The organism is Pantoea sp. NSTU24, from assembly GCF_050157905.1.
In the GTDB taxonomy this organism is placed as follows: domain Bacteria; phylum Pseudomonadota; class Gammaproteobacteria; order Enterobacterales; family Enterobacteriaceae; genus Pantoea.
This window is the reverse complement of record NZ_JBKIWZ010000001.1, coordinates 3,788,971-3,812,991: the sequence shown is the minus strand read 5'-3', so window position 1 is coordinate 3,812,991 and position 24,021 is coordinate 3,788,971. Positions and strand designations below refer to the sequence as shown.

Below are 24,021 nucleotides of genomic sequence, written 5' to 3'. Positions count from 1 at the left end.
TGGAGAAGCGCGTCATCAGCGCATAGCCCTGCGGCGCGTGTAGCTCAAACTGCACCTCATCACCATACTGCGGCAGATCGTCCGCGAAAAAGACGATCTCCGGATCGCAGAGCTGCGGCTGATCAAGTTGCTGCAGAGCCAGTGGATCGCGAGCCAGCCGATCCGTGTAGTCGCGCCAGGCGGGCGTCGGCCGCAAATGGGCCGGGATCGACTGCCGCAGCTGAAAGGCGCGGTCGGGGATCGACTGCCGGAACCGTCCCTGATCGATCCACGCGCTGTTGATATGACACATGTACTGCAACGGCATCGGCGCACCGGCCAGATTGGTGACCGTCATCTCAATCGTCAGCCGCGGGCGATCGGCCTGAAGACGGACGGCCGGTGCTGCCAGGTAGTGATGACCAAAGCCTTTGACATAGTCATACTCCCCTTCCAGCGACAGCGTCTGATCCTCCAGTACCAGCCAGGCGCTGTCCATACGGGCGCAGGCCATCTCGCCGTGCAGCGGATGATCGTCCTCTGGCGCAGGACAGCCGTTAGCCAGCAGTCCCGAGTGAAACGCGAAACAGCCATAGGTATCAATGATCGAACGGGCTGGCAGCGGTTGTCTGAAACTGTGGCCCATCGTCAGGTTATGGTCGTCGAACTGCACCTCCCAGATCATCTGCCCGAGAAATGGCAGCACGGTTACGCTGCCGCGACGGTTATGGAGGCGCACTGCCTCAATGCCTGACGGGTAGCGAAACAGCTCAACCCGGAACGCCTCACTCTCCAGCAGCATCGACGGCGTGGAGTGAAACTGGTCACGCGCCAGGGGTAAACGGGTTTTCATGGCAACTCCTCCACCAGACGGCCGCTCGCAACCGGCTGCTTTTTATGACGCAGCTCGCCATAGAAATAGAAGCCGACCCAGGCGAAGCAGAGCAGCGAAACGCCAAACGCCAGCTGCATCGATCCCAGGGTGTCCGAAACCAGCCCCTGCAGTGCCGGAACGAAGGCGGCGCCGACAATCGCCATCACGATAAACGCGCCCGCGACTTCGGTATATTTATTGTCTACCGTCGCCAGCGTGCCTGCGTAGATGGTGGCCCAGCAGGGGCCAAACAGCACGCTGACAAATACGGCGGCGTACACGGCGGTGAAGTCCGGCACCAGCATCACATAGGCCAGCGTCAGCACGCCCAGCACAGAGTAGGCGATCAGTACCTTCTCGGCCCGGAAGCGGGTCATCAGGAAGTTCGCCACAAACTTGCCAATAAAGAAGCAGATAAAACTGTAGATCATAAAGTTAGAGGCGTGACGTTCATTGGCCGCGCCCAGCGTCAGCGCCAGACGAATCGTAAATGACCAGACCGCCACCTGCATGCCGACATACAGGAACTGCGTCACGATTCCGCGTTTGAAATGGCGGTTGGTGGCCAGATAGCGGAAGGTTTCACCCAGTGACGGCCACGATGTCGCATGGCTCTCCGGTTTACAGCGTGGATAGCGGGTGAACATAAACAGCAGCATCACGACCACCAGCACCATCACCAGATATTTGTAGGGCTCCAGCGTGTGTTCCAGCATGGTCAGACGGAAAGCATGCACCTGCTCCGCCGTCATGCCCGCCATCTGGCTCTCCAGGCTGCCCCCGTCCTGAAACACCAGATATTTACCCAGCACAATCCCCATCAGCGCCCCAATCGGGTAGAAAGTCTGGCTGACGTTGAGGCGCAGCGTGGCGTGGTCACGATGGCCAATCATCGAACTGTAGGTATTGGCCGCGGTTTCCAGAAAACTCAGGCCAATGGCAATGGCAAAAATCGCCGCCAGGAACATGGTGTAGGTTGCCATGTGCGATGCCGGATAAAAGGCAATACAGCCCGCGATGTAGAGTGCCAGACCGATCATGATTGCCATCTTGTAGCTGGTTCTGCGAATCACCAGTGAGGCCGGGATCGCAATCAGAAAATAGCCGCCATAGAAGGCGCTCTGTACCAGTGCGCTGGCGAAGTCGCTGAGGGCAAAGACGCTTTTAAACTGGGTGATCAGAATATCGTTGAGACTCGCCGCACAGCCCCATAGCGGAAAGAGGCATGACAGCAGAATGAACTGAAACAGCGGCGTTTTATTCAGATAGCCATCAGATTGCTGAACTATTTTCTGTTGCATAGCAGAACCTCAGTTACGGTTGAGAAAACGCTGAAAAGCCGCTGCGTCGGGGTATGCACGCTGGGTGCCGCGCCCGGTGACGCTGCAGGCAGCATAAGCAGATGCCTGCGTCATGGCGGCGGCCACATCGCCGGTTTCGGTCAGCAGGTAAGCAAAGCAGCCGATAAAGGCATCGCCCGCGCCGCTGGTGTCTACCGCCTGCACCGGCGTGGCGGCCACACGATGTACACGATCGCCGCTCATCCAGACCGATCCCCGGCTGCCCAGAGTAATAATCAGATTTTTAAGGCCGCGCGCCAGCAACGACTGGCCGGCAAGTATCACCTCTTCATCGCTGCTGACCGGCAGACCAGTGAGGATCTCCAGCTCGGTTTCATTGGGCATAAAGAAGTCACATTTGCAGGCATAGTCGATGTTCAGCGTGGCGACGGCCGGGGCCGGATTGAGGATCACCCGGATCTGATGCTGGCGGGCAAAATCAATGGCGTAATAGACCGTTTCCAGCGGGATCTCCAACTGCAGGATGATCAGTTTGCAGGCTTTCAGGGCTTCTGCCGCGTCGTCAATGTCCGCCGGCTTCAGCTGCTGGTTAGCCCCTTTGATAATCAGAATGCGGTTCTGCGACTGGTCATCGACAAAAATCGGTGCCACGCCACTGGAGGTGCCCGCGGCGGTGGTGACAAAGCGCGTGTCGACCCCCTGCTGTTGCAGATTCGCCACGGTGTTGGGCGCGAAGAGATCGTCCCCGACCTTGCTGACCATCATCACATGGCCCCCCATTTTCGCCGCCGCCACCGCCTGGTTTGCGCCTTTGCCGCCGCAGCCGATGGCAAAGTCGGGGGCTTCGAGGGTTTCGCCCGCTTTCGGCAGGCTGTTGGTATAAGTAATCAGATCGACCATGTTTGAGCCGATCACCGCGATTGTCATAACGGTTTCTCCCGGGTGTGGTACCAGTTTAAATGTTAATAAATTAACAATAACCTTTCTTTAAGGTTAAATATGTGACAAAAACCACATCCTGAAGCGGCGGGCGTTGCGTAAGAGCGGTGATGAACGGGGATAGGAGTGTTACTATTATAACAAGATAACATCACCCACCACGCGTAAGACGCAGGCCTCCTTGCCCGCCTGCCGGGCCAGTATGACGCGGCGCAGACTGCGCAGCGGAGGTTTGCGGCCCTTACGGATTGCGGGTAAGATTGATTGCCAGCCTGGCCGATGAGACGCAACTCATTAAAATCTGTGAGGTTTGTCGCGTATTGATGCCGGTTCCGGCGTCCTTGTTCCGCACTGAAGGATAGGTAACAGAGAGATGACCATGGAAACCCGGCGCGACGAACGCATTCACAAGCTGACGCAGGCGCTGAAACGCACCGATAAACTGCATCTGAAAGATGCCGCTCAACTGCTGGGCGTCTCAGAGATGACGGTGCGTCGCGACTTATCCGAACCCGCTTCCAGCATCGTTCTGCTGGGCGGCTACATCGTCAGCGATCCCAAAAGCCACGCCAGCCACTATTTTGTCAGCGATCAGCATGGGCAGAATGCCGCCCGAAAACAGCGACTGGCCCAGGCCGCAGCCAGCCTGATCGCAGAAAACGATACGGTTTTTTTTGACTGTGGCACCACCCTGCCCTATATCGTGGATGCGATCCCGGATACGCTGGCGTTTACTGCCATCTGCTGCGCCATGAACACCTTTCTGACGCTGAAAGAGAAACCCGCCTGCAACGTGATACTGAGCGGCGGTGAATTTCACGCTGACAATGCCCTGTTTACCCCGATCGGCGTGCACACTCTCCTGGACGATCTCTGTCCGACGCTGGCCTTTATCTCTGCCGCCGGCATCGATAAAGATCAGGGTGCGACCTGCTACAACACCAATGAGCTGATGATGAAACATCATGCTATGCTGCGCGCCCGAAAGTCGGTGCTGGTGGCCGACAGCAGCAAATATGGCAAAGTGCTGCCCGCCCGTATCGCTGAGCTGCAGCGTTTTGATCTGCTGGTCAGTGACAGCGCGCCCGATCAGGCGTTGCAACAGTGGCTGGCCCAGCAGGGGATACCGCTGCGCCTGCCCTGATCCCCGCTTTTGCCGCCTGGCCGCCAGGCGACGATCAAATCAGACGCTGACGCGCTGCGCCGTCTGCTATTCCCCGTCCCGGGTAATATTCGCCGCCCCCCGGCTGGGATTAGACGGTGAAAAAGGCTAAACTTCGACATCATTCAAACGACCAACAGACCCAGAGGCTCAAACCAACGTGGCTCAATTCGTCTATAGCATGCATCGCGTCGGCAAAGTGGTTCCGCCGAAGCGACATATCCTGAAAAACATCTCGCTCAGCTTCTTCCCGGGCGCAAAAATCGGCGTACTCGGTCTGAACGGCGCGGGTAAATCAACCCTGCTGCGCATCATGGCCGGCATCGATAAAGATATCGAAGGGGAAGCGCGTCCACAGCCCGGCATCAAGATTGGCTACCTGCCGCAGGAGCCGCAGCTGAACCTTGAACACACCGTGCGTGAATCGGTTGAAGAGGCGATGTCCGAAGTGGTTGGCGCCCTGAAACGTCTCGACGAAGTGTACGCCCTGTACGCCGAAGAGGATGCAGACTTCGACAAGCTGGCTGCTGAACAGGGTCGTCTGGAAGAGATTATCCAGGCGCACGACGGTCACAACCTGAATACGCAGCTGGAACGTGCGGCCGATGCGCTGCGCCTGCCAGACTGGGATGCAAAAATCGCGAACCTGTCCGGTGGTGAACGCCGCCGCGTCGCCCTCTGTCGCCTGCTGCTGGAAAAACCAGACATGCTGCTGCTGGACGAACCAACCAACCACCTGGACGCCGAATCTGTCGCCTGGCTGGAGCGTTTCCTGCATGACTTCGAAGGCACCGTCGTGGCGATTACGCACGACCGTTACTTCCTGGATAACGTGGCAGGCTGGATTCTGGAGCTGGACCGCGGTGAAGGCATTCCGTGGGAAGGTAACTACTCCTCCTGGCTGGAGCAGAAAGATGCGCGTCTGGCACAGGAAGCCTCTACCGAAGCCGCTCGTCGTAAGTCGATCGAGAAAGAGCTGGAGTGGGTGCGTCAGGGTACCAAAGGCCGTCAGTCCAAAGGCAAAGCCCGTCTGGCACGCTTTGAAGAGCTGAACAACACGGACTACCAGAAGCGCAACGAAACCAACGAACTGTTCATTCCGCCAGGTGCCCGTCTGGGTGACAAAGTGCTGGAAGTCAGCAACCTGCGCAAATCGTACGGCGATCGTGTACTGATTGATGACCTCTCCTTCTCTGTGCCGAAGGGTGCGATTGTCGGGATCATCGGTCCGAACGGCGCGGGTAAATCGACGCTGTTCCGCATGATGTCCGGTCAGGAACAGCCGGATTCCGGCAGCATCGTGCTGGGTGAAACCGTGAAGCTGGCCTCCGTCGATCAGTTCCGTGACAGCATGGATAATTCCAAAACCGTCTGGGAAGAAGTTTCCGGCGGCCAGGACATCATGCGTATCGGTAACACCGAGATGCCAAGCCGCGCCTATGTCGGCCGCTTTAACTTCAAAGGCGTCGATCAGGGTAAACGCGTTGGCGAACTGTCGGGCGGTGAACGCGGTCGTCTGCATCTGGCGAAGCTGCTGCAGGTTGGCGGCAACATGCTGCTGCTCGATGAGCCTACCAACGACCTGGACATCGAAACCCTTCGCGCGCTGGAAAACGCCCTGCTGGAGTTCCCGGGCTGTGCCATGGTCATCTCGCATGACCGCTGGTTCCTGGACCGTATCGCCACCCACATTCTGGATTATCAGGACGAAGGCAAAATCGAATTCTTCGAAGGTAACTTTACCGAATATGAAGAGTACAAGAAGCGTACCCTCGGCGCAGATGCGCTGGAGCCGAAGCGCATCAAGTACAAGCGTATGACTAAGTAAGCGTATCAGGGGGAGACTCCGGTCTCCTTCTTCCGCTTTTCATTCAGTTCGCTACAGAGGTCTGAATCTGATGAAAAAAACAGCCAGGGCATCACCATCGAAAAAAGCAGAAGCGATTTTTGAGGCGACGAAAGTGGCTAACTTTGTCGCCAGTTCGCGCCTCGAGGGAATCTATATCTCTGCTGACAGCAAATTATTAACGCTGGAAGAGATCCGACGCCGCTATAAACAGTAACAGGGGACGAAGGTGAATCGTTATCAGGTCTGGCGGGATCACTACTGTTACCCCGATTCAGATGTGCTGATCAATCGTTATAATATCCGCGATCAGATCCTGCTTGATCAGGCTGAACGTGATATCACCGCACTAACTATTCATACGATTACGCTTTCACATCCTCCCTTTTCCCTCCGGACCTTGTGCCATATTCATTATTGCCTGTTTAACGAACTTTATAGCTGGGCAGGAAAAATACGCGATATCTCCATCAGCAAAGGCCAGACGCGATTTTGCCAGCCCGCTTTTATTGCGCGGGAAGCAGACCGTTTATTTACGAAAATGGCGCATGAGAAATGCTTCTCCCAGCCTGATCATGCGGCTTTCTGTTTTCAGGTTGCCTGGTACTATTGCGAGTTAAATATTCTGCATCCCTTTCGCGAAGGTAATGGCCGTGCACTGCGCATCCTGTTCGAACATATTATTTTGCATGCAGGCTATCAGGTCAGCTGGGAAGGTCTGAGCGCCAGCGACTGGTTAGCCGCTAATATTGCCGGTTATCAATCCGGCCCTGAAAAAATGGCAGCCTTATTTCTCCGGCATATCCAGCCGCTCAGCGATAAAACGCCCTGAATACCTCTGACTGCAGCGCGAACTCAATAAAACGCGCCAGCGCAGGCGACTGCAGTTTGCGGCCCGGATAGACCAGCCACAGCTCATTGCCTTCGACCTCCCATTCCGGTAACACCGGCACCAGCCGGGGATCGGCCATCGGCCCGTCGATCAGGAAGTGCGGCAGCAGCGTGATGCCCGCATCGCCCAGCGCCGATTCGCGCGCGTAGAGCAGATTGTCCGTGAGATGGCCTGGCGGCAGCAGCCAGCGATAGAACTCTTCATCGCGCTGCAGCACCCATTCATTCCAGGCGCGGTGCGCAATACAGCGATGGGCCGACAGCTGCTGGGGATGGACCAGCGGGGGATGCTCGTCGAGATAGTGCTGCGAAGCGACCAGCCGTCGCGGGCAGTTGCCTATCCGGCGACCAATCAGCGACGACTCCTGCGGCTGACCGGTGCGCAGCGCCACATCAAACCCCTCCTGCACCAGGTCGCGCATCTCATCCGATATCGACACATCCAGCGTTACATCCGGGTAAAGGCGTAAAAACGCCGCGTTGCAGCGCGCCAGCAGCGTGGCGCCGATGCCCGCCGGACTGGTGATGCGCAGGCGGCCACTGGGGTTGTCACGCAGGCTGGCAATCGCCTGATCGGCGCGTTCACTGGCCTGCATCATCTCCTGGCAGTGCAGCAGATAGCGCTCACCGGCAAAGGTCAGATTGAGCTGGCGGGTGGTGCGATTCAGCAGCCGGATCCCCAGCCGCTGCTCCAGCTGGCTGATGCGCTGGCTGACGCTTGATTTCGGCAGCCCGGCCCGTTCTGCCGCAGCGGTAAAGCTGCCGCACTCTGCCACTAGCGCGAAAAGCGCCATATCCTGCCACTGCCGAAAGGCCATTGTTCACCTCAGACGAACACTCTATGAAAGATTGTCCATCTTATCACCGCTAAAACCAGGTTCTACACTTAAAGCCGGTTCTGAAAGAGTCGCCATTCGGCCATGTGAAGCGTGGCGCAGCCCGACAGCGGGTTTGCCGCGCCACGGTCAGCATGGCAGAGACACGTTCCAGGCTGAGAGCCTGATTAAACAGGAAAATGCTATGTCTATTCGCGCTATCGCAGTTAATCCGGAAAGTCCTGAAAACTTCACTGAGATTTTCCCTGAATCCCTGACGCCCGGTGAGTATGACCTGCGTGTCGAAGTGAAAGCGGCGTCGGTCAACCCGGTCGACACCAAAGTACACAAAGGGGCGATGAAAAATGGCCTTGAGCAGCCGCGCATTCTCGGCTGGGACGCCAGCGGCGTGGTGCTGGAAGTCGGCAGCAAAGTCAGCAACTTTAAGCCTGGCGACGAAGTCTTCTATGCCGGCGACCTGACCCGTCCGGGCAGCAACAGCACCGAGCAGCTGGTGGATTCACGTATCACCGGCCACAAGCCGGAGAGCCTGGACTGGGCGCAGTCGGCAGCGATCCCGCTGACCGCCCTGACCGCCTGGGAAGGATTGTTTGAGCGACTGAACCTGGAGCACGCCACGGCCGATCAGACGCTGCTGATCGTCGGCGGCGCGGGCGGCGTCGGATCGCTGGCGATCCCGCTAGCAAAGCTGCGCAGCAAGGTGCAGGTCATCGCGACCGCCTCGCGTGAAGATTCCGCGCAGTGGTGCCGCGATCGCGGAGCCGATCGGGTGATCAACTATAAAGATATGGTTGGCGAGCTGGAGAAACAGGGGATTAAGCAGGTTGATTACATCTTCTGCCTGAATGACACCGACGGTCACTGGGAAACCATGGCTAAACTGATCGCCCCGCAGGGCCATATCTGCACCATCGTCGAAAACGAACATCCGCTGTCGATGGATCAGCTGAAACTGAAGAGCGCCGCGCTGCACTTCGAGCTGATGTATACCCGCAGCATGTTCAACACGCCGGACATGGCGCGCCAGGGCGAGATTCTGGATGCGGTGTCGGCGCTGCTGGATGAGGGGAAACTGCAGACGACGCTGAGCGAGACGCTGCACGGCCTGAGCGTAGAGACGCTGAAAGCCGCTCATCAGCGGGTGCTGGAAGGCCACATGCGCGGTAAAGTGGTGATGGTCTATTAATGACCCGATCCGGCTGCCAGGCGGCAGACCGGATCGTCGCAGGCGTTATGGCTGGGCGTTTTTCTCGCCCAGCATCGCCTTCACCAGCTCAATGCAGCGCAGGAAGCGAGTATCATAATCATCTTCCTGAACGTGCAGAAAATCGATGTTATTTTCCCGCAGCATCGTCACCAGCATCGACTGAAACTCCCGACGATCGACCGAACTGCCCAGACTGCGCAATCCATCGGCAACCCAGGGCACGTTGTTTTCCAGCAGGATCACCAGATCAAAACGATATTCGTCGATCAGCGCCTGCACAAAGGGATGTTCACGCCCCTCATACTTCAGACAGAACGCCTGCGTGGTCACGAAATCGGTGTCGATAAACGCCACTTTATTGGCATATTTTACGGCGAAATCGATGTACTGCGCCTGCCCCAGCGCGATCTTGTCGTAATCGGAATATTGCAGCGCCATCTCGTCGCCGCCCAGATGGGAGAAGACGTAGTCGCGGCCATACTCCCAGGCGCTGGTAGTGTTGAAGATGTTGGCGAGTTTGTTGACCAGCGTCGATTTGCCGCTGGATTCTCCGCCGAGGATCGCCACGGTGCGGACAAAGAACGGTTTTACTTCGGTGGGAATGTAGTCCCAGAAGCGGAACGGATCCTGACGGATCTGCGCGCCGCTGATGCTCATAAAAGATCGGCTGGGATCGACCAGTACGGTCTGAATTCCCAGATGCTGCTGATACATCTCGGCATCGGGCGCTTCGCTGGTGTAGATACAGTCCGCCGTAATCCCCTGTTCGCTGAGGAACGCACTGACGCCGCGGCTCCAGACGTCCCAGCCGTGCGGATAGGGTTCAATGCCCTCTTCATTGAAGGCGTGGATGCGAATATTTTTCTGATACTTAAAGGTCTGCAGCAGCCAGCGCAGACGATCGCTGACCGTCGGCTGCTGAGACATCGCGCTATTCTCAAACAGTTCGCGGTCGCGCGGCTCGTCGTAGCCCATGATGATATGCAGCTCATCCACCTGGCTGCAGGCGCGCTGAATCAGATAGATATGGCCGGTGTGCAGCGGATAGAACTTACCAAATATGACCCCTATCCGTTTATCGCGGCGCGGAAACTCCAGGCCCAGAAAGCGGTGCAGTGCCTCCAGCTTCTGGGCGCTGGGGCTTTTGATTTTGGCATTGAGCAACTGGCTCAGATAACCTTTCGTCATGCCGCTGGCATCAGCGACCTGTTGCAGCGTATGACCCTGCTGGCGGATGGCCGTTTTAAGATATTCAAACGACGACATGTCGTGCCTCCTGCATCAGTGCGGTTAAGGTGGGATCGGGCCTGTCACGTCTACAGCGTGACAGGCCGCAGGCGCATTACAGATCGTCCAGAATAGCCAGCGCATCGGCCAGCTTCTTCACGCTAAATACCTGCATTCCGGCAATCGGTTTTTTCGGTGCGTTACCGGCGGGCACAATGGCGCGTCTGAAGCCATGCTTCGCCGCTTCGGAGATACGTTCCTGACCGCTGGGCACCGGGCGGATTTCACCAGCCAGCCCGACTTCGCCGAAGATCACCAGATCCTGCGGCAGCGGACGGTCGCGCAGACTCGATACCATCGACAGCATCAGCGCCAGGTCCGCACCGGTTTCAGTGACTTTGACGCCGCCGACGACGTTGACGAACACATCCTGGTCCGCCATCTGCAGTCCACCGTGTCGATGCAGCACCGCCAGCAGAATCGCCAGCCGGTTCTGTTCCAGCCCCACCGCCACACGGCGTGGATTGCCCATCATCGAGTGATCGACGAGCGCCTGAATCTCCACCAGCAGCGGCCGCGTTCCCTCCCACAGCACCATTACGGAGCTGCCGGAAGTCACCTCTTCGCCGCGCGACAGAAAGATCGCGGACGGGTTGCTGACTTCACGCATACCCTGTTCAGTCATGGCAAACACGCCCAGTTCGTTGACTGCGCCAAAACGGTTTTTATGACTGCGCAGGGTGCGGAAGCGGGAATCGGCATCGCCATCCAGCAGAACCGAACAGTCGATGCAGTGCTCCAGCACTTTCGGGCCTGCCAGCGAGCCATCTTTAGTGACATGGCCGACCATGATGATGGCGACACCGCGCGTTTTGGCAAAGCGCGTCAGATAGGCGGCGGTTTCACGCACCTGGGCGACGCTGCCGGGTGACGACTGGATCTCCGCCATGTGCATCACCTGGATCGAGTCGATCACCATCAGTTGCGGCTGCTCCTGCTCGGCGATCAGGCAGATCTGCTCAATGCTGGTTTCCGACAGCATATTCACGTTTTCGGTGGGCAATCCCAGACGATGGGCGCGCATCGCCACCTGTTGCAGTGACTCTTCACCGGTCACATAGAGGGTTTTCATTCCCTCCGACAACCGGCACATCACCTGCAGCAGCAGCGTCGATTTCCCGGCGCCAGGGTTGCCGCCAATCAGGATGGCGCTGCCCGGTACCACCCCGCCGCCCAGCACCCGGTCAAACTCTTTAAAGGTGGAGGAGAAACGCGGCAGCGCCTCCAGGCTGATTTCAGAGAGTTTCTGCACCCGACTGGTGCCGGCGCTGCCAGCGTAACCGCTCAGGCGCTCGTTGCGCGCAGCCGCAGGTGAGGCGGCGATGCGCACCTCGGTGATGGTGTTCCAGGCGTGACAGGCGCTGCATTGCCCCTGCCAGCGTGGGTAATCTGCGCCACATTCGTTACAGACAAATGCGCGTTTTGCCGCTTTGGCCAAATCAATACCTCAGTTAACGCTCTTCGTGGATCAGGCTGCCGGTCAGGATGCAGAACACCCCCATAAGATCGGCATGGCGAATGGTGACCGCAGTCTGCTCATTCACCTTAGGTTTAGCATGGAACGCAATACCCAGTGCGGCGGCTTTGATCATCAGCAGGTCATTGGCCCCATCGCCGATCGCCACCGTCTGTTCCGGCGCGATGTTAAAACGCTGCGCCAGCTTCTTCAGGGTATCGGCTTTATATTGTGCGTCGACAATCGGCCCCAGCACCTTGCCGGTCAGCTTGCCGTCGCGAATCTCAAGCTCATTAGCCGCCACCGCCGACAGATGCAGCCTGTCACGCAGATAGTCAGCGTAGTAAGTAAAACCACCGGATGCGATGGCGACCTGCCAGCCCAGTGCCTGCAGTTTCTGCGTCAGGGTTGTCAGTCCCGGCATCAGCGGCAGGGTATCACGCACCTGCTTCAGAATATTGGCGTCTGCGCCCTGCAGGGCTGCGACACGCTGTCGCAGGCTGGCGGCGAAGTCGAGTTCCCCGCGCATCGCGCGCTCCGTGACCTCCGCCACCTGCTCGCCGCAGCCCGCCAGTTTAGCGATCTCGTCGATGCACTCGATTTGAATCGCAGTAGAGTCCATATCCATTACCAGCAGGCCCGGCGCTTTGAGCCATGGGATTTTACCCAGCGGTGCCACGTCCAGCCCGGCATCGTGCGCCAGCTTGCTGGCAAACGGCGTCAGCGATCCCGCCAGGCGAATGACCTGATACTCATCGACGTTCCAGGCGCTGACGATCACCATCGCGGCACCCAGCTGATGCTGATAATCGGTCAGACGCTGCTTATCCAGCCCGCGGCCATACAGCAGCCAGCCGGTGCGGCCAGCGCGATAATCCAGCGGCATCACTTCATCACCGCTAAGAGAGAGGGCAAACCCGGCCAGAGAGAGACATCGGCGGGAAGATCGCACCAGGTTAAACGATTTGGCATCACAGCTCCTGTAGGGACAACAAAACCACGCAAGAGGCTACCTTGTCTGCGCCGCTTCTGGCAACATAATCTCCAGGCTTTCTGTTGTGATATGACCCGGATGATTAATGGCTAAAACCGCACTGAAATTTCGCTTGCATCGAACCGTGATCGTGCTCATCTCAATGGCGCTGCTGGTCGTCCTGATGCAGGGCGCCTCCTGGTTCAGTCTGGGTCATCAGATGGCGCGGTCTGAACAGGTCGAGGAGCTGGCGCATACCCTCACCAGTCAGGTAGCGTTCAGCCTTAAGCCGTTGATGGACAACAGCGAAAATAACCGTAATCAGATCGAAGCGATCCTGAACCAGATGACGGCGAACAGCCGTATTCTGGATGCGTCGGTCTATGACGGTGACGGCAGCCTGGTGGCGCACAGCGGCGAGAATATCAACGTCCGCGACCGGCTGGCGCTTGACGGTCAGCGCGCGGGCAGCTATTTCAATCATCAGATTGTGCAGCCGCTGGCCGGAAACGAGGGTCCACTGGGCTTTCTGCGCGTGACGCTCGATACCCATGTGCTGGTCACCGATTCACATCAGGTCGATAACACCACCAATATTCTGCGCCTGATGATGCTGCTGGCGCTGGCCATTGGCATTATCCTCTCCCGTACCCTGCTGCGCCATCGCCGTACCCGCTGGCAGCAGTCGCCGTTTCTGCTGACCGCCAGCACGCCGGTGAAAGAGGATCGTGACGACGACGAGAAGAAAGCGTAGCGCGCTGGCGCGGTGATCACGATAAATAAAAAGGCCCGCTCTGCGGGCCTTTTTGATCGCAATGCGCGGGCGGCGTCGGTCAGCCGATCAGCAACGCTTCCAGCTCCGCCAGCGATTTCACCTGCCAGGTCGGTTTAATCTGTTCCGGCAGCGGCCGGGTGCCATGATCGAGCCAGCAGGTTTTCAGTCCCGCATTCATGCCACCCAGAATGTCCGATTCCGGCGTATCGCCCACCATCAGCACCCGCTGACGATCCGGATTACCCATCTGTTCCAGCGCGTAATCAAAAATCGCTGCCGCCGGTTTGGGCACCCCGACCTGCTCAGAGATCACCAGCGCCGAGAAGTAATCGCGGAAGCCGGTGCGCTCCAGCCGGGTCTGCTGCAGCGCGGTGAAACCATTAGTGATAATGCCCATTTTCACCCGCCCGTGCAGCTGGTTCATCAGGCTGACGGCGCCCGGCAGCGGCGTGCAGATCTCGCCCATTGCGCTGAGGAAGCCGCTGTTGAGGATCTCGGGGGCGACGCTGAGCTTTTCACTCCAGTGATTAAAACGTTGCGTCTGCAACTGTAACGCCGAAATGATACCGTTCTGATAATCGACCCAGAGCGGCTTGTTTATCGCCTGATAATCGCTGTAATCCTGGTCGGTGAACTGCACATCGTAACCCGCGAACAGGCGCTGCAGACCGGCAAACGCATCGAAATGAAAAAGGGTATCGTCTGCATCAAACAGGATGCAATCCCAGTGTTCTGACATGAAAACTCCTTTATGCGGCTACAGCGTCAGCGCCATCAGAATGGCATCTTCACGGCCGCTGGCAGTGGGATAATAGTTGGGACGACGACTCACCTGATTGAAGCCAAGCTGCTCATAGAGCGCAATAGCGGGCAGGTTTGAGGCCCGCACTTCCAGCCACAGCGTCAGCACATTACGTTCGGCCAACGCCTCAATCAGATGCTGCAACAGCTGGCGGCCTAAGCCCCGACGCTGAAAGGCAGGATCGACCGCAATATTGAACAGGGAGGCTTCGTCGAGGACGACCTGGGCAATGGCGAAGGCGGCCATTTTATCGCCAACATCAAGTCGCAGATTGAGGAAACGTTCGCCCTGATTGCTGGCAAAGGTCTGCTCACGCCAGGGAAATGCGTGGCTGCGGCACTCAATGGCATAGGCTTGCGCCAGATCGTCAGGGGTGAGGAAAGAGATGGCTGTCATGTTTACACATCTGTTGCCAGAGCGCGCGTCTGGCGACGCCGCTGCTGATCAGTTCATTAAAAGAGGCGCTGCTCAGTGCCACGCCATTGAAGGTCTGTTCGCTTTCAACACCCAGCAGCCAGCCCGCACAGTTCAGCGTTTCCGGCAGCATCTGCAGCTGATCCGGCGTGACGGTCATGACCTCGGCAGGCTGCAGATGGAGGGCATGCAGCACGTCGCGCATCAGCGGCTCTTCCAGAACCGGTGGCACCTCAGCGACAATGATTAACTGTGTGCCCGGAGTGAGCGTGACGGCAATTTCGCCCTGAAGCACGCGCGGGCGGCGCAGTTGATACTGCGTAATTCCCATTTGCTGTAAAAGCCAGTCGCGCCTGGACGTCATGGAGTTACCTGTTCTGCTGCCTGATTGCGACGCTATGCTAGCAAACCCATCGAACATGCGCCAACAAAGCACTATAATCCCCGCTCAGATCTTACAGGAGCCCTACATGTCTGCTTTTTCCCCGGCCAGCGAAGTTATTCTGCGCCACAGTGATGAATTTACCGCCCGCCATGTCTTATTTGCTGGCGATCTGCAGGATGACCTGCCCGCTCAGCTGGAAACCGCCTCATCGCGCGTGCACACCCAGCAGTATCATCACTGGCAAAACCTGAGCCGCCGTATGGGCGAGCAGGCCCGTTACGGCATGGTGGCGCAGGCGGAAGATGTGCAGGGCTGCGATACGCTGATCTACTTCTGGACAAAAAATAAGCCAGAAGTGCAGTTCCAGCTCCAGAACCTGCTGTCACTGCTGCCGGTGGGCTGCGATGTGTTCGTGGTCGGTGAAAACCGCAGTGGCGTGCGCAGTGCCGAAGGCATGGTAGCATCGTGGGTGAAACTGGAGAAAATCGACAGCGCGCGTCGCTGTGGTCTCTATCATGGTCGCCTCGACAAACAGCCTGAGTTTGATGCCAGCAGCTTTGGTCATCAGTATCAGCTGGATGATCTGACGATTCATACCCTGCCTGGCGTTTTCAGCCGTGACGGCCTGGACAGCGGCAGTGCCCTGCTGCTCTCGACCTTTGCCCCGCACACCAAAGGCAAGGTGCTGGATATGGGCTGTGGCGCGGGCGTGATGGCCGCTTCACTGTCTGCCGTTTCGCCGAAAGTCCGTCTGTGGTTGTGCGACGTGCACGCGGCAGCGATTGAAGCGAGTAAAGCGACACTGGCGGCCAACGGCATTGAGGGCGAGGTTTTTGCCAGCAACGTTTTCTCTGATGTCACCGGTCGTTTCGACATGATTATCTCGAATCCGCCTTTCCATGAAGGGACACAGACCAGCCTCGATGCGGCGCAGGCGCTGATCCGGGGTGCAGTCAAACATCTGAATACCGGTGGTGAACTGCGTATCGTGGCCAATACCTTCCTGCCCTATCCTCAGGTGCTGGATGAAACCTTTGGCAGCCACGAAGTCATCGCCCAGACCGGTCGCTTCAAAGTCTATCGTGCCGTCTATGGACGTGGCGCGAAGGCGCGCTAAGCGCGTTTTTTCGCCATTCACCGCACGGCTGGGCTGAAAACGTTGTTTTTTGCAGCGATCGTTTCAGCCCGATGAAATAGTTGTTGACGCAAAGAGTAAAATCTCTAGAATGCGCCTCCGTGGTTGTAACATTCTCAGGGTGTTACGGGTATGCGAAGGTGGCGGAATTGGTAGACGCGCTAGCTTCAGGTGTTAGTGTCTTAACGGACGTGAGGGTTCAAGTCCCTCTCTTCGCACCAAAATCACATATTTCATATCGCGAGCACTGCGCGAAGGTGGCGGAATTGGTAGACGCGCTAGCTTCAGGTGTTAGTGTCTTAACGGACGTGAGGGTTCAAGTCCCTCTCTTCGCACCAATGCGGTGATATGAAAAGACAACCCGATGCGAAGGTGGCGGAATTGGTAGACGCGCTAGCTTCAGGTGTTAGTGTCTTAACGGACGTGAGGGTTCAAGTCCCTCTCTTCGCACCAGCGTTGTCATCCTCAGGTCGTTTCTGGCCGCACTTCTCTTCCCCTGCTGTTCCGTTTTACTCTTTTACTCCACTTCGTTTTTAATTTATCGCCCGGTTCCGTTCTGCAGCTGCTCTGCAGTGCTAGTTGAGCTGAAAGTTCACAGAGACGGCCGCCAGTCCGCCCGCTAACGCCAGACATGATGGCAACAGCAGGTAATGGCGCAGACGATGATTAAACAGCATGACGACGGTCAGCAGCAGCGCCACGGTCATCACCATCCGCCACTGACTGAAGCTCGGTTCCCATAAGGCGAACAGCGGCAGCGCGATGCAGGGCAGCAGGACGCCCCAGGCACTGTCCAGTTTCTTCCCCAGCATCCAGCTGACACCCCACAGGCCGCAGGCCGCAACAATCGCAATTCCCATGACAGAAACCCCAAATGATAAGCATTCCCATTATCATATAGTAGTTTTGCGCAGGCTGCAGCGTGTTTTTGTCAGTCCTGGCACCAAAGATGACAGACCAGTTGGAAAATGCTAGATTGCGGCCGATAAGACTTTTAATAACAGCAATAATTATCTGACTGGCAGAAGCTATTCTGCCGGCTTGCGCTTTGGTATTTCAGGGTCGCCGCGAGTATTTACAATGAAATTACAATCTTATGAAGAGCTTAAACAGAGCAAATACCGGCTGTCGGTGATGCTTTTTCTTTTTCTTAATATCGCTATTTCACTCTTTTTTCTTCTGCCAATAATTAACGTTGAAAAGAGTGATACTACCCTGCCGCTCGTAAGTATCATGGCCTTTAGCGGTATCGTATTAATAACCTATTTAATCTGGCCTAAAGCAAGACTTCCCCTGTTAAATCCCGTGGCGCTGCTGCTCGGTATGCTCTGGGCATGGCACATTAATTATCGCTTTCATCAGATATTCTATTTTGATGGAGGCTTTCTTATTATCAGCTTAATCAGTCTGTTATTTGTCAGTGCGATCGCCCTCAGCGATTATCTGGCGGCTTTCTGGCTGCATGTGACACCCCCGGTACTGACCGTGGTGCTGCTCGATAATGCACAGCATCTGCCGCTGATTCTGCTGACCATTGCCCTGCCGCTCATAGGCTTTTCGCTTCAGCATCTCATGCGCCGACGCGCCGACAATTTTACGCTGCGCCTGATGCATCAGCTTTATGAAGAGAAAGAGAGTTTCAGCGATCTCAGCATGCTCGACCCACTGACCGGGCTTTATAACCGCCGTGGCCTGAAGAACCGACTCGACAATATTCTGAAAAACCACGCGGGCAGCCATTATGTGCTGCTGCTGGATATCGATCACTTCAAAGCCTACAACGATAACTACGGCCATGCGATGGGCGACCAGGCGCTGGCGCGCGTCTCTGTTGCCATTCGTGACGCGGTGCGTTCACGTGATGTCGTTACCCGCTATGGTGGCGAAGAGTTTCTGGTGCTGATGACGAATGTGAACAGCTCAATTGCTCTGAAACTGGCTGAACGCATCCGTCAGTATGTGGTGGATTTAGAAATCCCCCACCTTTTTAACGAAACCGTGTCGACCCACGTCACCATCAGCGCCGGCATCGCGCCTATTTATGATGACGAGTTTGATCAGGCTATCGCCAATGCTGACAGTGCCCTCTATGTAGCCAAAAATCAGGGAAGGAACACGATCCTTGCCTGGGAAGATCTGCCACGGAAACCGCAACAGACCGCCAGCGAACCGACCTGAATAATCACATTCTGCCCGTTATCAGGAAATTCAGTCGTGACAGGCCCTGCCCTGTCTGCGCTGATTTCCCCGGTTATCGCCTGCGCATCCCCCTGCCAGCAGAAGATTTTTTGCGCGACTTGTAGAGTTAATCAATAACGATTATCATTTGCTTTCTTATCTACACTTTTCGCGAGTCGTCATGGCAACCGCTTCAGTTCAGGAACAGCGTTTTAGCGCTCAGTCGATGATCTTCCGGCAGAACGACCGCCCGCTGGCGGAAAGTCTGCATGAGCAACTGCAGCAACAGCGCAGCTATCTGCTTGAATCAACAAAGTTCAGTCAGCCTGCGCCCCATGACACGCAGACACTCGCTGCATGGTCACAGGCCGGCAACTTTACGCCGCTTATTCAGCGCTACAGCGATTATCTCTACCGCGACCATCCTGATGCCGTTCGGGAAGCGAAGCCGGTGCTCTCACTCTGGGCGCAATGGTATTTTGGCCTGCTGCTGCCGCCACTGATCATGGCTTTGCTGCAGGAGTCGCGCGCGCTGGACTGCTCGCCTGAGCATATCCGCGTCGGCTTTCATCAGCATGGTCATCCGGCGACGTTCTGGATCGAGGTGCAGGAGGATGAGGAGGCGCGCTATCTGAATCCCCGGCAGCGTATTGATCGTCTGATTCAGCAGCATCTTATTCCGGTCGTGAACGGTATTACGCAGCATGGTGATATCAACGCCCGCCTGATCTGGAACAACATGGGCTACTCATTCCAGTGGTTTCTGGGCGAGCTGAAAAGCCAGATTGATGAGGCACAGGTGCTGCAACTGGAACAGGCACTGTTCTTCAGCCAGCGGCTGCTGGATGGCAGCGAAAATCCGTTTTACCGCACCATGATCCCACGCAACGGCGAACTGGTCCGTCGCAGCTGTTGCCAGCGTTATCGCATCCCGGATGTAGAACAATGCGGCAACTGCACCCTGAGCGGCAGCTGAACAGGGTTAATTCCCGCGAATTCTCCGTTTATCTCGTTTACAGGCACTGAGGCTTGTGGCAATTTTTACGCCTTCGATCAGCCTGGAGAGAAAGATGAGTCTGGAGTCCGTGCGCCAGTTCTTCGCCGAACACGCCCCTGAAATTGAAATTATTGAACTGGCCGGGAGTACCGCAACGGTCGCCATGGCGGCCCGCGCCCACGGCGTGACGCCGGGAGAGATTGCGAAAACGCTGTCACTGAAAGTAAAAAACGATGTGGTGCTGATTGTGACACGCGGTGATGCCCGACTGGATAACCGCAAACTGAAAGCGGCACTCGGTGCGAAGGCGCGGATGCTCAGCGTCGATGAAGTGATTAACTGGACCGGCCATCCGGTGGGTGGCGTCTGTCCTTTTGGTCTGGAAAATCCGCTGACCGTTTACTGTGATGTTTCCCTGCGCAGTTTTGACGAAGTCCTGCCTGCTGCGGGTGCAATCCACAGCGCCGTTCGCATTTCGCCACAGCAGATGGCTGAACTGACAAACGCCCGCTGGATCGACGTCTGTGAGGCGATCTGAACAGGGCCTTCCCTGCCCTTTCTGCCTGCACAGCCACGCCGCTGATCGCCAGATCTCTGGCTCAGACATACGGAGCCGCGCGGTGGGCTGAAGCCCGATTCGGCACAGCCCGCTATCAGGTTTATATGCCCGGCGAGGCGTTACATTTTCAGGCGCTTAAACGCCTCTTCGATGATCGACAGCAGCAGTGCGTTATCAACCTGATGCAGCACATGGACCGATGCGCCGCACGCTTCGGGTACGCCTACCGTCAGCCGGAGCGGCCGCCGGTAACGCCAGCTTTTGCCGCGCGTTGCACCCGGTCGTAATTCGATATCCACCTGGTAATCAATGCCTGATGCAACCCGCTGATTCAGCAGCCAGGCGACCACCAGCGCATCATGGATCCAGCATCCTGTAAGCTGCCGGGTCGCGACTGAATAGTCGATCCAGGGCCGCAGCGTATCACGCACAAACGTGGTCAGCGGATGGTTCACTGCGGTCAGGCGGGTCAAATCCTGCTGAGTGAGCAGCGTCTGCGTCGTCACATCCATTGGCACCAGCGTGACGGCGGCTCCGCTGTGCAACACCTGATGCGCCGCCTCCGGGTCCAGGCCGAAGTTGGTATCTTTGATGTAATCGTCCAGCGCAAACACGCCGCCCATAATCACAATCTCGGCGACCGATTCGGCCATCGCAGGATAACGCTGCATTGCCAGCGCCACGTTAGTCAGCGGACCAATCGCGACCAGGGTAATCTCCCCCGGATTATCGCAAATCAGTCTGCCGATAGCGTCGGCGGCATCAAAGGCATCGGCTGTGAGCGCCGCTGGCGATGGCACATCCTGCCAGAGTGAATCGAGCGCAAGCTGACTGACCCGGTTATCCAGCGTTTCGCGCCATGGCGCCGGATCCTCCTGAAGCGCCCGCGTCTCGCCCTGAACGACCGGGATGGTTAATCCCAGCCGGACAATCAGATCTTTCGCAACGCGCGCACCCACGTCGCTGGGGGTATTACCGGCTACGGTGGTGATTAATTCCAGTGACAGTCCGGGTGAAGCTAAGGCCAGCGCAATCGCCAGCCCATCGTCGGTGTTGGCACCTGCGATCCCATTACCGGGATCGCAATCAATAATGATTCTTTTCATGTTCTTATAATCTAACTCTGGCTTTGCGGCTGACAGCCGCAGGATTCACCGATTTCAAGATAGTGTGGAAACTCCTTCAGCTGGGCTTCACTCTGCCCCTCTTTGAGCATTTGAATGGCGGAGCGGGCCATCTCACGCAGTGGCTGGCGCACGGTCGTTAATGTCGGAACGTGAAATGACGAGTGATTGGTGCCGTTGAAACAGACCAGCGCCACATCCTGAGGCACCCGGATCTGATGTTCGGAAAAGGCGCGCAGCGCACCAATCGCCTGTCCCTCATTGCTGGCAAACAGCGCACGGGGCACGCAGCGACGGGCAATCATGGCCTGAGCCGCGGCATATCCGCCCTGCGGGGTATAGCTGGCCGGAAACATCAGCGACTCATCAATCGGCAGACTGCGCTCCTGCATGGCATCGCGCCAGCCCTGAATACGATCCTGCGCGTTGAGCATCTCCAGCGGGCCACTGATGATGCCGACCTGCTGATAGCCATGGCTCAACAGATGCGCCGTCACCTGCCAGGCCGCCTGACGCTCATTGACCCGCAGCATATTCACACCAGGTTGCGGTTCAACCCGCTCCAGCATGACCAGTGGCGTTCCGCTGGCTTTAATCAGATCGATATAAGGATGGCGGTCCACGCTATTGTAAAACAGGCCGTCGACCTGCCGGTTCAGCAGTCCCTGAATCAATTCCAGCTCACGCCTGCGATCGTCCCCTGCATCACCCAGCAGCATGACGTGACCGTGGTTCATGGACTCCTGTAACAGCACGTGAGCCATGGAGGCCACAAAAGGATTACCGATGTTAGGTACCACCAGCCCAAAGGTTTTCGTGTTGCCGGAGGCCAGCGCGCGGGCAGCCGCATTAGGCCGGTAGCCGGTTGCTTTTATCGCTTCCAGTACGCGCTGACGGGTCGCTTCGGCCACCGGACGCGGCCCGTTATTAATGACATAACTGACGACTGCCACTGACGTGCCTGCCGCTTTCGCCACTTCACTGCGGGTCACTTTTCCCGTTAACGACTTAGGCACATCGTGTTCCTCCATAAAAAAACAGGCCGCGTTACACGGCCTGCTGCTTTTCATCCAATCCTGACAGATAGCCTGCACAGACGAATTTAAATGGCATCTTCAGGCAAATTGAGATTTCGCCCTCGTGTCTCGGGCGCAACAAAGGTGGTGAAGAATCCAATCGCGGCCATCCCCGAAAAATAGACCGCGATAGGCCACCAGTGGCCGGTATAAGAGAGCATAGCAGCGGCAATCAGCGGCGCTGTTCCGCCGGATAAAATTGAGCCCAGCTCCTTGGCCACTGCCATTTTGGTATAGCGATGATGCACGCCGAACATCTCGACGCCCCATGCCGCCTGCACACCAAAAATGCCCAGCGACGCCAGCGCCATGCCGGCCACAATGACCGGGATCACCAGCATCGGCTCACGCGTGTCCAGCAGCGTAAAGGCGGGCCAGGCGTAGATCATCAGTAACAGACAGAACACCCGATAGACCACCCGGCGACCAAAACGATCCGACAGCCAGCCTGCAAAAGGAATGATCAGAAAACCGAGCAGGGACGCCAGAAACACCGCTGTGGTCGGCACAGATTTGTCGACCAGCAGCACCTTCGCGACGTAACCCACCATAAAGCCCTGAGCCAGATAAGAGGGGCCATTTTCACCAATACGCAGGCCCACCATGGTCCAGAATGCCCGGGTGCGCTGAAAGAAAGGCCGCTCATCGGTCAGCGGCGCGGCCAGTACGTCCGCCCGTTCTGCTTCCATCTCCGCTTTTCTGCGTTCAAATACCGGCGTTTCGCGCAGGTGGCGCCGAATCCACAGCGCAGCCAGCGCAATCAGGGCACTGCTGAGGAAAGGAATACGCCAGCCCCACGCCAGCAGACTCTGCTGGTCCATCTGTACCACCAGCAGCCAGACCAGTGAGGCCAGCAGCGTGCCGCTGTTGGAGCCCAGCGCAATCACGGAAGAGACCAGCCCGCGACGCGCGGTCGGGGCATACTCGCCCAGCATCACCGTACCGCCCGAGAGCTCTGCGCCCGCGCCAAATCCCTGCGTAAAACGCAGCAGTACCAGACAGGCAGGTGCCCAGACGCCGATGGTGGCATAGGCCGGGATCAAACCGATAAAGGTGGTGGAGGCTCCCATCAGAATAATGGTGGTGATCATCACCACCCTGCGGCCCTTGCGGTCGCCGAGCCAGCCGAAAAAGAGCGCGCCAATGGGCCGGGCGATAAAGCCCACTGACCAGGTGGCAAAGCTCGAGAGCAGCGCCATCGCGGGTGTCGATTCCGGAAAGAAAACATCGCCAAAGATGATACCGGCAGCCAGACCATAGAGCGCGAAATCCGCGTACTCCATTGCTGTGCCCAGCCAGCATGAGAAGGTGGCGCGCCAGAAATCTTTGCGGCCAGAAGAGGTATTAAACCGCTCATCGGCGGCTGAAGTTGAAGAAAGTGATGCCTGCTGCTTAACGGAGTTGTGTGCCGTCATAATCCTGTCCCTGAATGCTTGTGCAGATCGATAAACGCCCCTCCATGGGTCGATTCCCTAATCAAAGCGGAATTCCCACAATGATGACGTTCAGTTGACTAACCATGATGAAAGGTTAAAGGATTCCCTGGTGTTGGAATCATATTCATCGCCCCGTCTCGCCGATGTTTTTTTCATCGGTCGCTTAAACTGAACAAATGTAACTTAACCATCAATGGAGCCGACTGTGCATCAGGCACCGTGAGCAATCACTGGGGACTTAGTGTATCTACGCGCGTAGATAAATCAAGAGATCCTGACGAAAATTGTTAGGAAAACTTCACTATCACTCTACATCATCACACATTTTTAGCGCAAATTCAGGCAGTTAACTGCTTTTTGTCGCGCAAAAAAAGATCACCCATGAGAGT

Annotated in this window: 23 protein-coding genes, 3 tRNA genes and 1 pseudogene; 13 read left to right on the top strand and 14 right to left on the bottom strand. The window is 57.1% G+C overall.

Translation table 11 applies throughout. The annotated features are described in order from the left end of the window. The 3 genes from ACLHDD_RS18070 to rbsK all read right to left on the bottom strand — a co-directional run. Positions 1-832: DUF4432 domain-containing protein (locus ACLHDD_RS18070; RefSeq protein ID WP_427105143.1), on the bottom strand; the 832-nt coding region annotated here is incomplete at its 3' end. Next, positions 829-2,154, bottom strand: coding sequence for an L-fucose:H+ symporter permease (gene fucP, locus ACLHDD_RS18065; RefSeq protein WP_427105142.1), 1,326 nt, complete (start codon positions 2,152-2,154; stop codon positions 829-831). The genes ACLHDD_RS18070 and fucP, both read right to left, overlap by 4 nt. A 9-nt stretch (positions 2,155-2,163) precedes the next feature. After that, on the bottom strand, positions 2,164-3,081 hold the full coding sequence (rbsK, locus tag ACLHDD_RS18060) for a ribokinase (protein WP_427105141.1): 918 nt from the start codon (positions 3,079-3,081) through the stop codon (positions 2,164-2,166). 391 nt (positions 3,082-3,472) lie between these two features. Here rbsK and deoR point away from each other — a divergent pair, with 391 nt between their 5' ends. The 4 genes from deoR (at position 3,473) to ACLHDD_RS18040 (ending at position 6,933) form a co-directional block, all read left to right on the top strand. Beyond that, complete coding sequence (gene deoR, locus ACLHDD_RS18055; RefSeq protein ID WP_427105236.1) at positions 3,473-4,237, top strand: DNA-binding transcriptional repressor DeoR; 765 nt, start codon at positions 3,473-3,475, stop codon at positions 4,235-4,237. Positions 4,238-4,415: 178 nt separating this feature from the next. Continuing rightward, positions 4,416-6,083 carry an energy-dependent translational throttle protein EttA gene (ettA, locus tag ACLHDD_RS18050; RefSeq protein WP_293774673.1) on the top strand — a complete coding sequence of 556 codons (1,668 nt, stop codon included), beginning with the start codon at positions 4,416-4,418 and terminating at the stop codon, positions 6,081-6,083. A gap of 70 nt (positions 6,084-6,153) precedes the next feature. Then, a complete protein-coding gene (locus ACLHDD_RS18045) occupies positions 6,154-6,318 on the top strand; it encodes a YhfG family protein (RefSeq protein ID WP_427105140.1) in 165 nt (54 codons plus the stop codon). Positions 6,319-6,330: 12 nt separating this feature from the next. Beyond that, entirely contained in the window at positions 6,331-6,933 is a 603-nt protein-coding gene (locus tag ACLHDD_RS18040; protein WP_427105139.1) for a Fic/DOC family protein, read from the top strand. Here the strand turns inward: ACLHDD_RS18040 and ACLHDD_RS18035 are convergent. After that, on the bottom strand, positions 6,914-7,810 hold the full coding sequence (locus tag ACLHDD_RS18035; protein WP_427105138.1) for a LysR family transcriptional regulator: 897 nt from the start codon (positions 7,808-7,810) through the stop codon (positions 6,914-6,916). The genes ACLHDD_RS18040 and ACLHDD_RS18035 overlap by 20 nt on opposite strands. Before the next feature lie 202 nt (positions 7,811-8,012). On the opposite strand from ACLHDD_RS18035, the gene ACLHDD_RS18030 reads away from it, so the two are divergent. Then, the gene (locus tag ACLHDD_RS18030) at positions 8,013-9,014 is read left to right on the top strand and encodes a zinc-binding alcohol dehydrogenase family protein (protein WP_427105137.1); all 1,002 of its coding nucleotides are present in this window, start codon (positions 8,013-8,015) and stop codon (positions 9,012-9,014) included. Positions 9,015-9,059: 45 nt separating this feature from the next. Here ACLHDD_RS18030 and nadR read toward each other — a convergent pair whose 3' ends face one another. From nadR to serB, 3 genes and pseudogenes are all read right to left on the bottom strand, one after another. Further along, entirely contained in the window at positions 9,060-10,301 is a 1,242-nt protein-coding gene (nadR, locus tag ACLHDD_RS18025) for a multifunctional transcriptional regulator/nicotinamide-nucleotide adenylyltransferase/ribosylnicotinamide kinase NadR (RefSeq protein WP_293774668.1), read from the bottom strand. A 76-nt stretch (positions 10,302-10,377) separates the two neighbouring features. Then, entirely contained in the window at positions 10,378-11,760 is a 1,383-nt protein-coding gene (gene radA, locus ACLHDD_RS18020; protein WP_427105136.1) for a DNA repair protein RadA, read from the bottom strand. Positions 11,761-11,773: 13 nt separating this feature from the next. Beyond that, a pseudogene (gene serB, locus ACLHDD_RS18015) lies at positions 11,774-12,750 on the bottom strand (phosphoserine phosphatase). Between the two features lie 107 nt (positions 12,751-12,857). On the opposite strand from serB, the gene ACLHDD_RS18010 reads away from it, so the two are divergent. Continuing rightward, positions 12,858-13,505, top strand: a complete 648-nt coding sequence (locus ACLHDD_RS18010; RefSeq protein WP_427105135.1) for a YtjB family periplasmic protein — start codon at positions 12,858-12,860, stop codon at positions 13,503-13,505. 79 nt (positions 13,506-13,584) lie between these two features. On the opposite strand, the gene yjjG is transcribed toward ACLHDD_RS18010, so the two are convergent. The 3 genes from yjjG to ACLHDD_RS17995 are packed head-to-tail and all read right to left on the bottom strand — an operon-like array spanning position 13,585 to position 15,106. Beyond that, positions 13,585-14,265, bottom strand: a complete 681-nt coding sequence (gene yjjG / locus ACLHDD_RS18005) for a pyrimidine 5'-nucleotidase (RefSeq protein WP_427105134.1) — start codon at positions 14,263-14,265, stop codon at positions 13,585-13,587. An 18-nt stretch (positions 14,266-14,283) separates the two neighbouring features. Next, the gene (rimI, locus tag ACLHDD_RS18000; protein WP_427105133.1) at positions 14,284-14,724 is read right to left on the bottom strand and encodes a ribosomal protein S18-alanine N-acetyltransferase; all 441 of its coding nucleotides are present in this window, start codon (positions 14,722-14,724) and stop codon (positions 14,284-14,286) included. Further along, a complete protein-coding gene (locus ACLHDD_RS17995; RefSeq protein ID WP_427105132.1) occupies positions 14,696-15,106 on the bottom strand; it encodes a DNA polymerase III subunit psi in 411 nt (136 codons plus the stop codon). The genes rimI and ACLHDD_RS17995 overlap by 29 nt, the downstream gene beginning before the upstream one ends. A gap of 106 nt (positions 15,107-15,212) precedes the next feature. On the opposite strand from ACLHDD_RS17995, the gene rsmC reads away from it, so the two are divergent. From rsmC to ACLHDD_RS17975, 4 genes are all read left to right on the top strand, one after another. Beyond that, a complete protein-coding gene (gene rsmC / locus ACLHDD_RS17990) occupies positions 15,213-16,244 on the top strand; it encodes a 16S rRNA (guanine(1207)-N(2))-methyltransferase RsmC (protein ID WP_427105131.1) in 1,032 nt (343 codons plus the stop codon). Positions 16,245-16,396: 152 nt separating this feature from the next. Beyond that, positions 16,397-16,483 (top strand) — tRNA-Leu (locus ACLHDD_RS17985). 30 nt (positions 16,484-16,513) lie between these two features. Further along, positions 16,514-16,600: transfer RNA gene (locus ACLHDD_RS17980), tRNA-Leu, on the top strand. 28 nt (positions 16,601-16,628) lie between these two features. After that, positions 16,629-16,715, top strand: a tRNA-Leu gene (locus ACLHDD_RS17975). A 122-nt stretch (positions 16,716-16,837) separates the two neighbouring features. Here the strand turns inward: ACLHDD_RS17975 and ACLHDD_RS17970 are convergent. Beyond that, the gene (locus tag ACLHDD_RS17970; RefSeq protein ID WP_313652986.1) at positions 16,838-17,122 is read right to left on the bottom strand and encodes a DUF1435 domain-containing protein; all 285 of its coding nucleotides are present in this window, start codon (positions 17,120-17,122) and stop codon (positions 16,838-16,840) included. Between the two features lie 220 nt (positions 17,123-17,342). Between ACLHDD_RS17970 and ACLHDD_RS17965 the strand changes: the two genes are divergently transcribed. The 3 genes from ACLHDD_RS17965 to ACLHDD_RS17955 all read left to right on the top strand — a co-directional run bounded on the left by ACLHDD_RS17965 (position 17,343) and on the right by ACLHDD_RS17955 (position 19,975). Next, positions 17,343-18,440: a GGDEF domain-containing protein gene (locus tag ACLHDD_RS17965; protein ID WP_427105130.1), complete on the top strand. Its 1,098-nt coding sequence runs from the start codon at positions 17,343-17,345 to the stop codon at positions 18,438-18,440. Positions 18,441-18,621: 181 nt separating this feature from the next. Further along, complete coding sequence (fhuF, locus tag ACLHDD_RS17960) at positions 18,622-19,416, top strand: siderophore-iron reductase FhuF (RefSeq protein ID WP_427105129.1); 795 nt, start codon at positions 18,622-18,624, stop codon at positions 19,414-19,416. A gap of 94 nt (positions 19,417-19,510) precedes the next feature. Further along, entirely contained in the window at positions 19,511-19,975 is a 465-nt protein-coding gene (locus ACLHDD_RS17955; protein ID WP_313652982.1) for a YbaK/EbsC family protein, read from the top strand. A 140-nt stretch (positions 19,976-20,115) separates the two neighbouring features. Here the strand turns inward: ACLHDD_RS17955 and ACLHDD_RS17950 are convergent, their stop codons facing one another. The 3 genes from ACLHDD_RS17950 to ACLHDD_RS17940 form a co-directional block, all read right to left on the bottom strand. After that, the gene (locus ACLHDD_RS17950; RefSeq protein WP_427105128.1) at positions 20,116-21,102 is read right to left on the bottom strand and encodes a nucleoside hydrolase; all 987 of its coding nucleotides are present in this window, start codon (positions 21,100-21,102) and stop codon (positions 20,116-20,118) included. Positions 21,103-21,113: 11 nt separating this feature from the next. Further along, a complete protein-coding gene (locus ACLHDD_RS17945; protein WP_427105127.1) occupies positions 21,114-22,136 on the bottom strand; it encodes a LacI family DNA-binding transcriptional regulator in 1,023 nt (340 codons plus the stop codon). Between the two features lie 86 nt (positions 22,137-22,222). Further along, positions 22,223-23,611 (bottom strand): MFS transporter, encoded by a 1,389-nt coding sequence (locus ACLHDD_RS17940; protein WP_427105126.1) that lies wholly within the window; start codon positions 23,609-23,611, stop codon positions 22,223-22,225. Positions 23,612-24,021 lie beyond the last annotated feature (410 nt).

Bases quoted from the DNA above. Each gene is read 5' to 3' on its own strand.
- deoR (WP_427105236.1), top strand. From the start codon at position 3,473: ATGGAAACCCGGCGCGACGAACGCATTCACAAGCTGACGCAGGCGCTG.
- fucP (WP_427105142.1), bottom strand. From the start codon at position 2,154: ATGCAACAGAAAATAGTTCAGCAATCTGATGGCTATCTGAATAAAACG.
- rbsK (WP_427105141.1), bottom strand. From the start codon at position 3,081: ATGACAATCGCGGTGATCGGCTCAAACATGGTCGATCTGATTACTTAT.
- ACLHDD_RS17965 (WP_427105130.1), top strand. From the start codon at position 17,343: ATGAAATTACAATCTTATGAAGAGCTTAAACAGAGCAAATACCGGCTG.
- ACLHDD_RS18030 (WP_427105137.1), top strand. From the start codon at position 8,013: ATGTCTATTCGCGCTATCGCAGTTAATCCGGAAAGTCCTGAAAACTTC.
- yjjG (WP_427105134.1), bottom strand. From the start codon at position 14,265: ATGTCAGAACACTGGGATTGCATCCTGTTTGATGCAGACGATACCCTT.
- ACLHDD_RS17955 (WP_313652982.1), top strand. From the start codon at position 19,511: ATGAGTCTGGAGTCCGTGCGCCAGTTCTTCGCCGAACACGCCCCTGAA.
- ACLHDD_RS18010 (WP_427105135.1), top strand. From the start codon at position 12,858: ATGGCTAAAACCGCACTGAAATTTCGCTTGCATCGAACCGTGATCGTG.
- rimI (WP_427105133.1), bottom strand. From the start codon at position 14,724: ATGACAGCCATCTCTTTCCTCACCCCTGACGATCTGGCGCAAGCCTAT.
- fhuF (WP_427105129.1), top strand. From the start codon at position 18,622: ATGGCAACCGCTTCAGTTCAGGAACAGCGTTTTAGCGCTCAGTCGATG.
- ACLHDD_RS17970 (WP_313652986.1), bottom strand. From the start codon at position 17,122: ATGGGAATTGCGATTGTTGCGGCCTGCGGCCTGTGGGGTGTCAGCTGG.
- ACLHDD_RS18035 (WP_427105138.1), bottom strand. From the start codon at position 7,810: ATGGCCTTTCGGCAGTGGCAGGATATGGCGCTTTTCGCGCTAGTGGCA.
- ACLHDD_RS18045 (WP_427105140.1), top strand. From the start codon at position 6,154: ATGAAAAAAACAGCCAGGGCATCACCATCGAAAAAAGCAGAAGCGATT.
- ACLHDD_RS17940 (WP_427105126.1), bottom strand. From the start codon at position 23,611: ATGACGGCACACAACTCCGTTAAGCAGCAGGCATCACTTTCTTCAACT.
- nadR (WP_293774668.1), bottom strand. From the start codon at position 10,301: ATGTCGTCGTTTGAATATCTTAAAACGGCCATCCGCCAGCAGGGTCAT.
- ACLHDD_RS17995 (WP_427105132.1), bottom strand. From the start codon at position 15,106: ATGACGTCCAGGCGCGACTGGCTTTTACAGCAAATGGGAATTACGCAG.
- ACLHDD_RS17950 (WP_427105128.1), bottom strand. From the start codon at position 21,102: ATGAAAAGAATCATTATTGATTGCGATCCCGGTAATGGGATCGCAGGT.
- rsmC (WP_427105131.1), top strand. From the start codon at position 15,213: ATGTCTGCTTTTTCCCCGGCCAGCGAAGTTATTCTGCGCCACAGTGAT.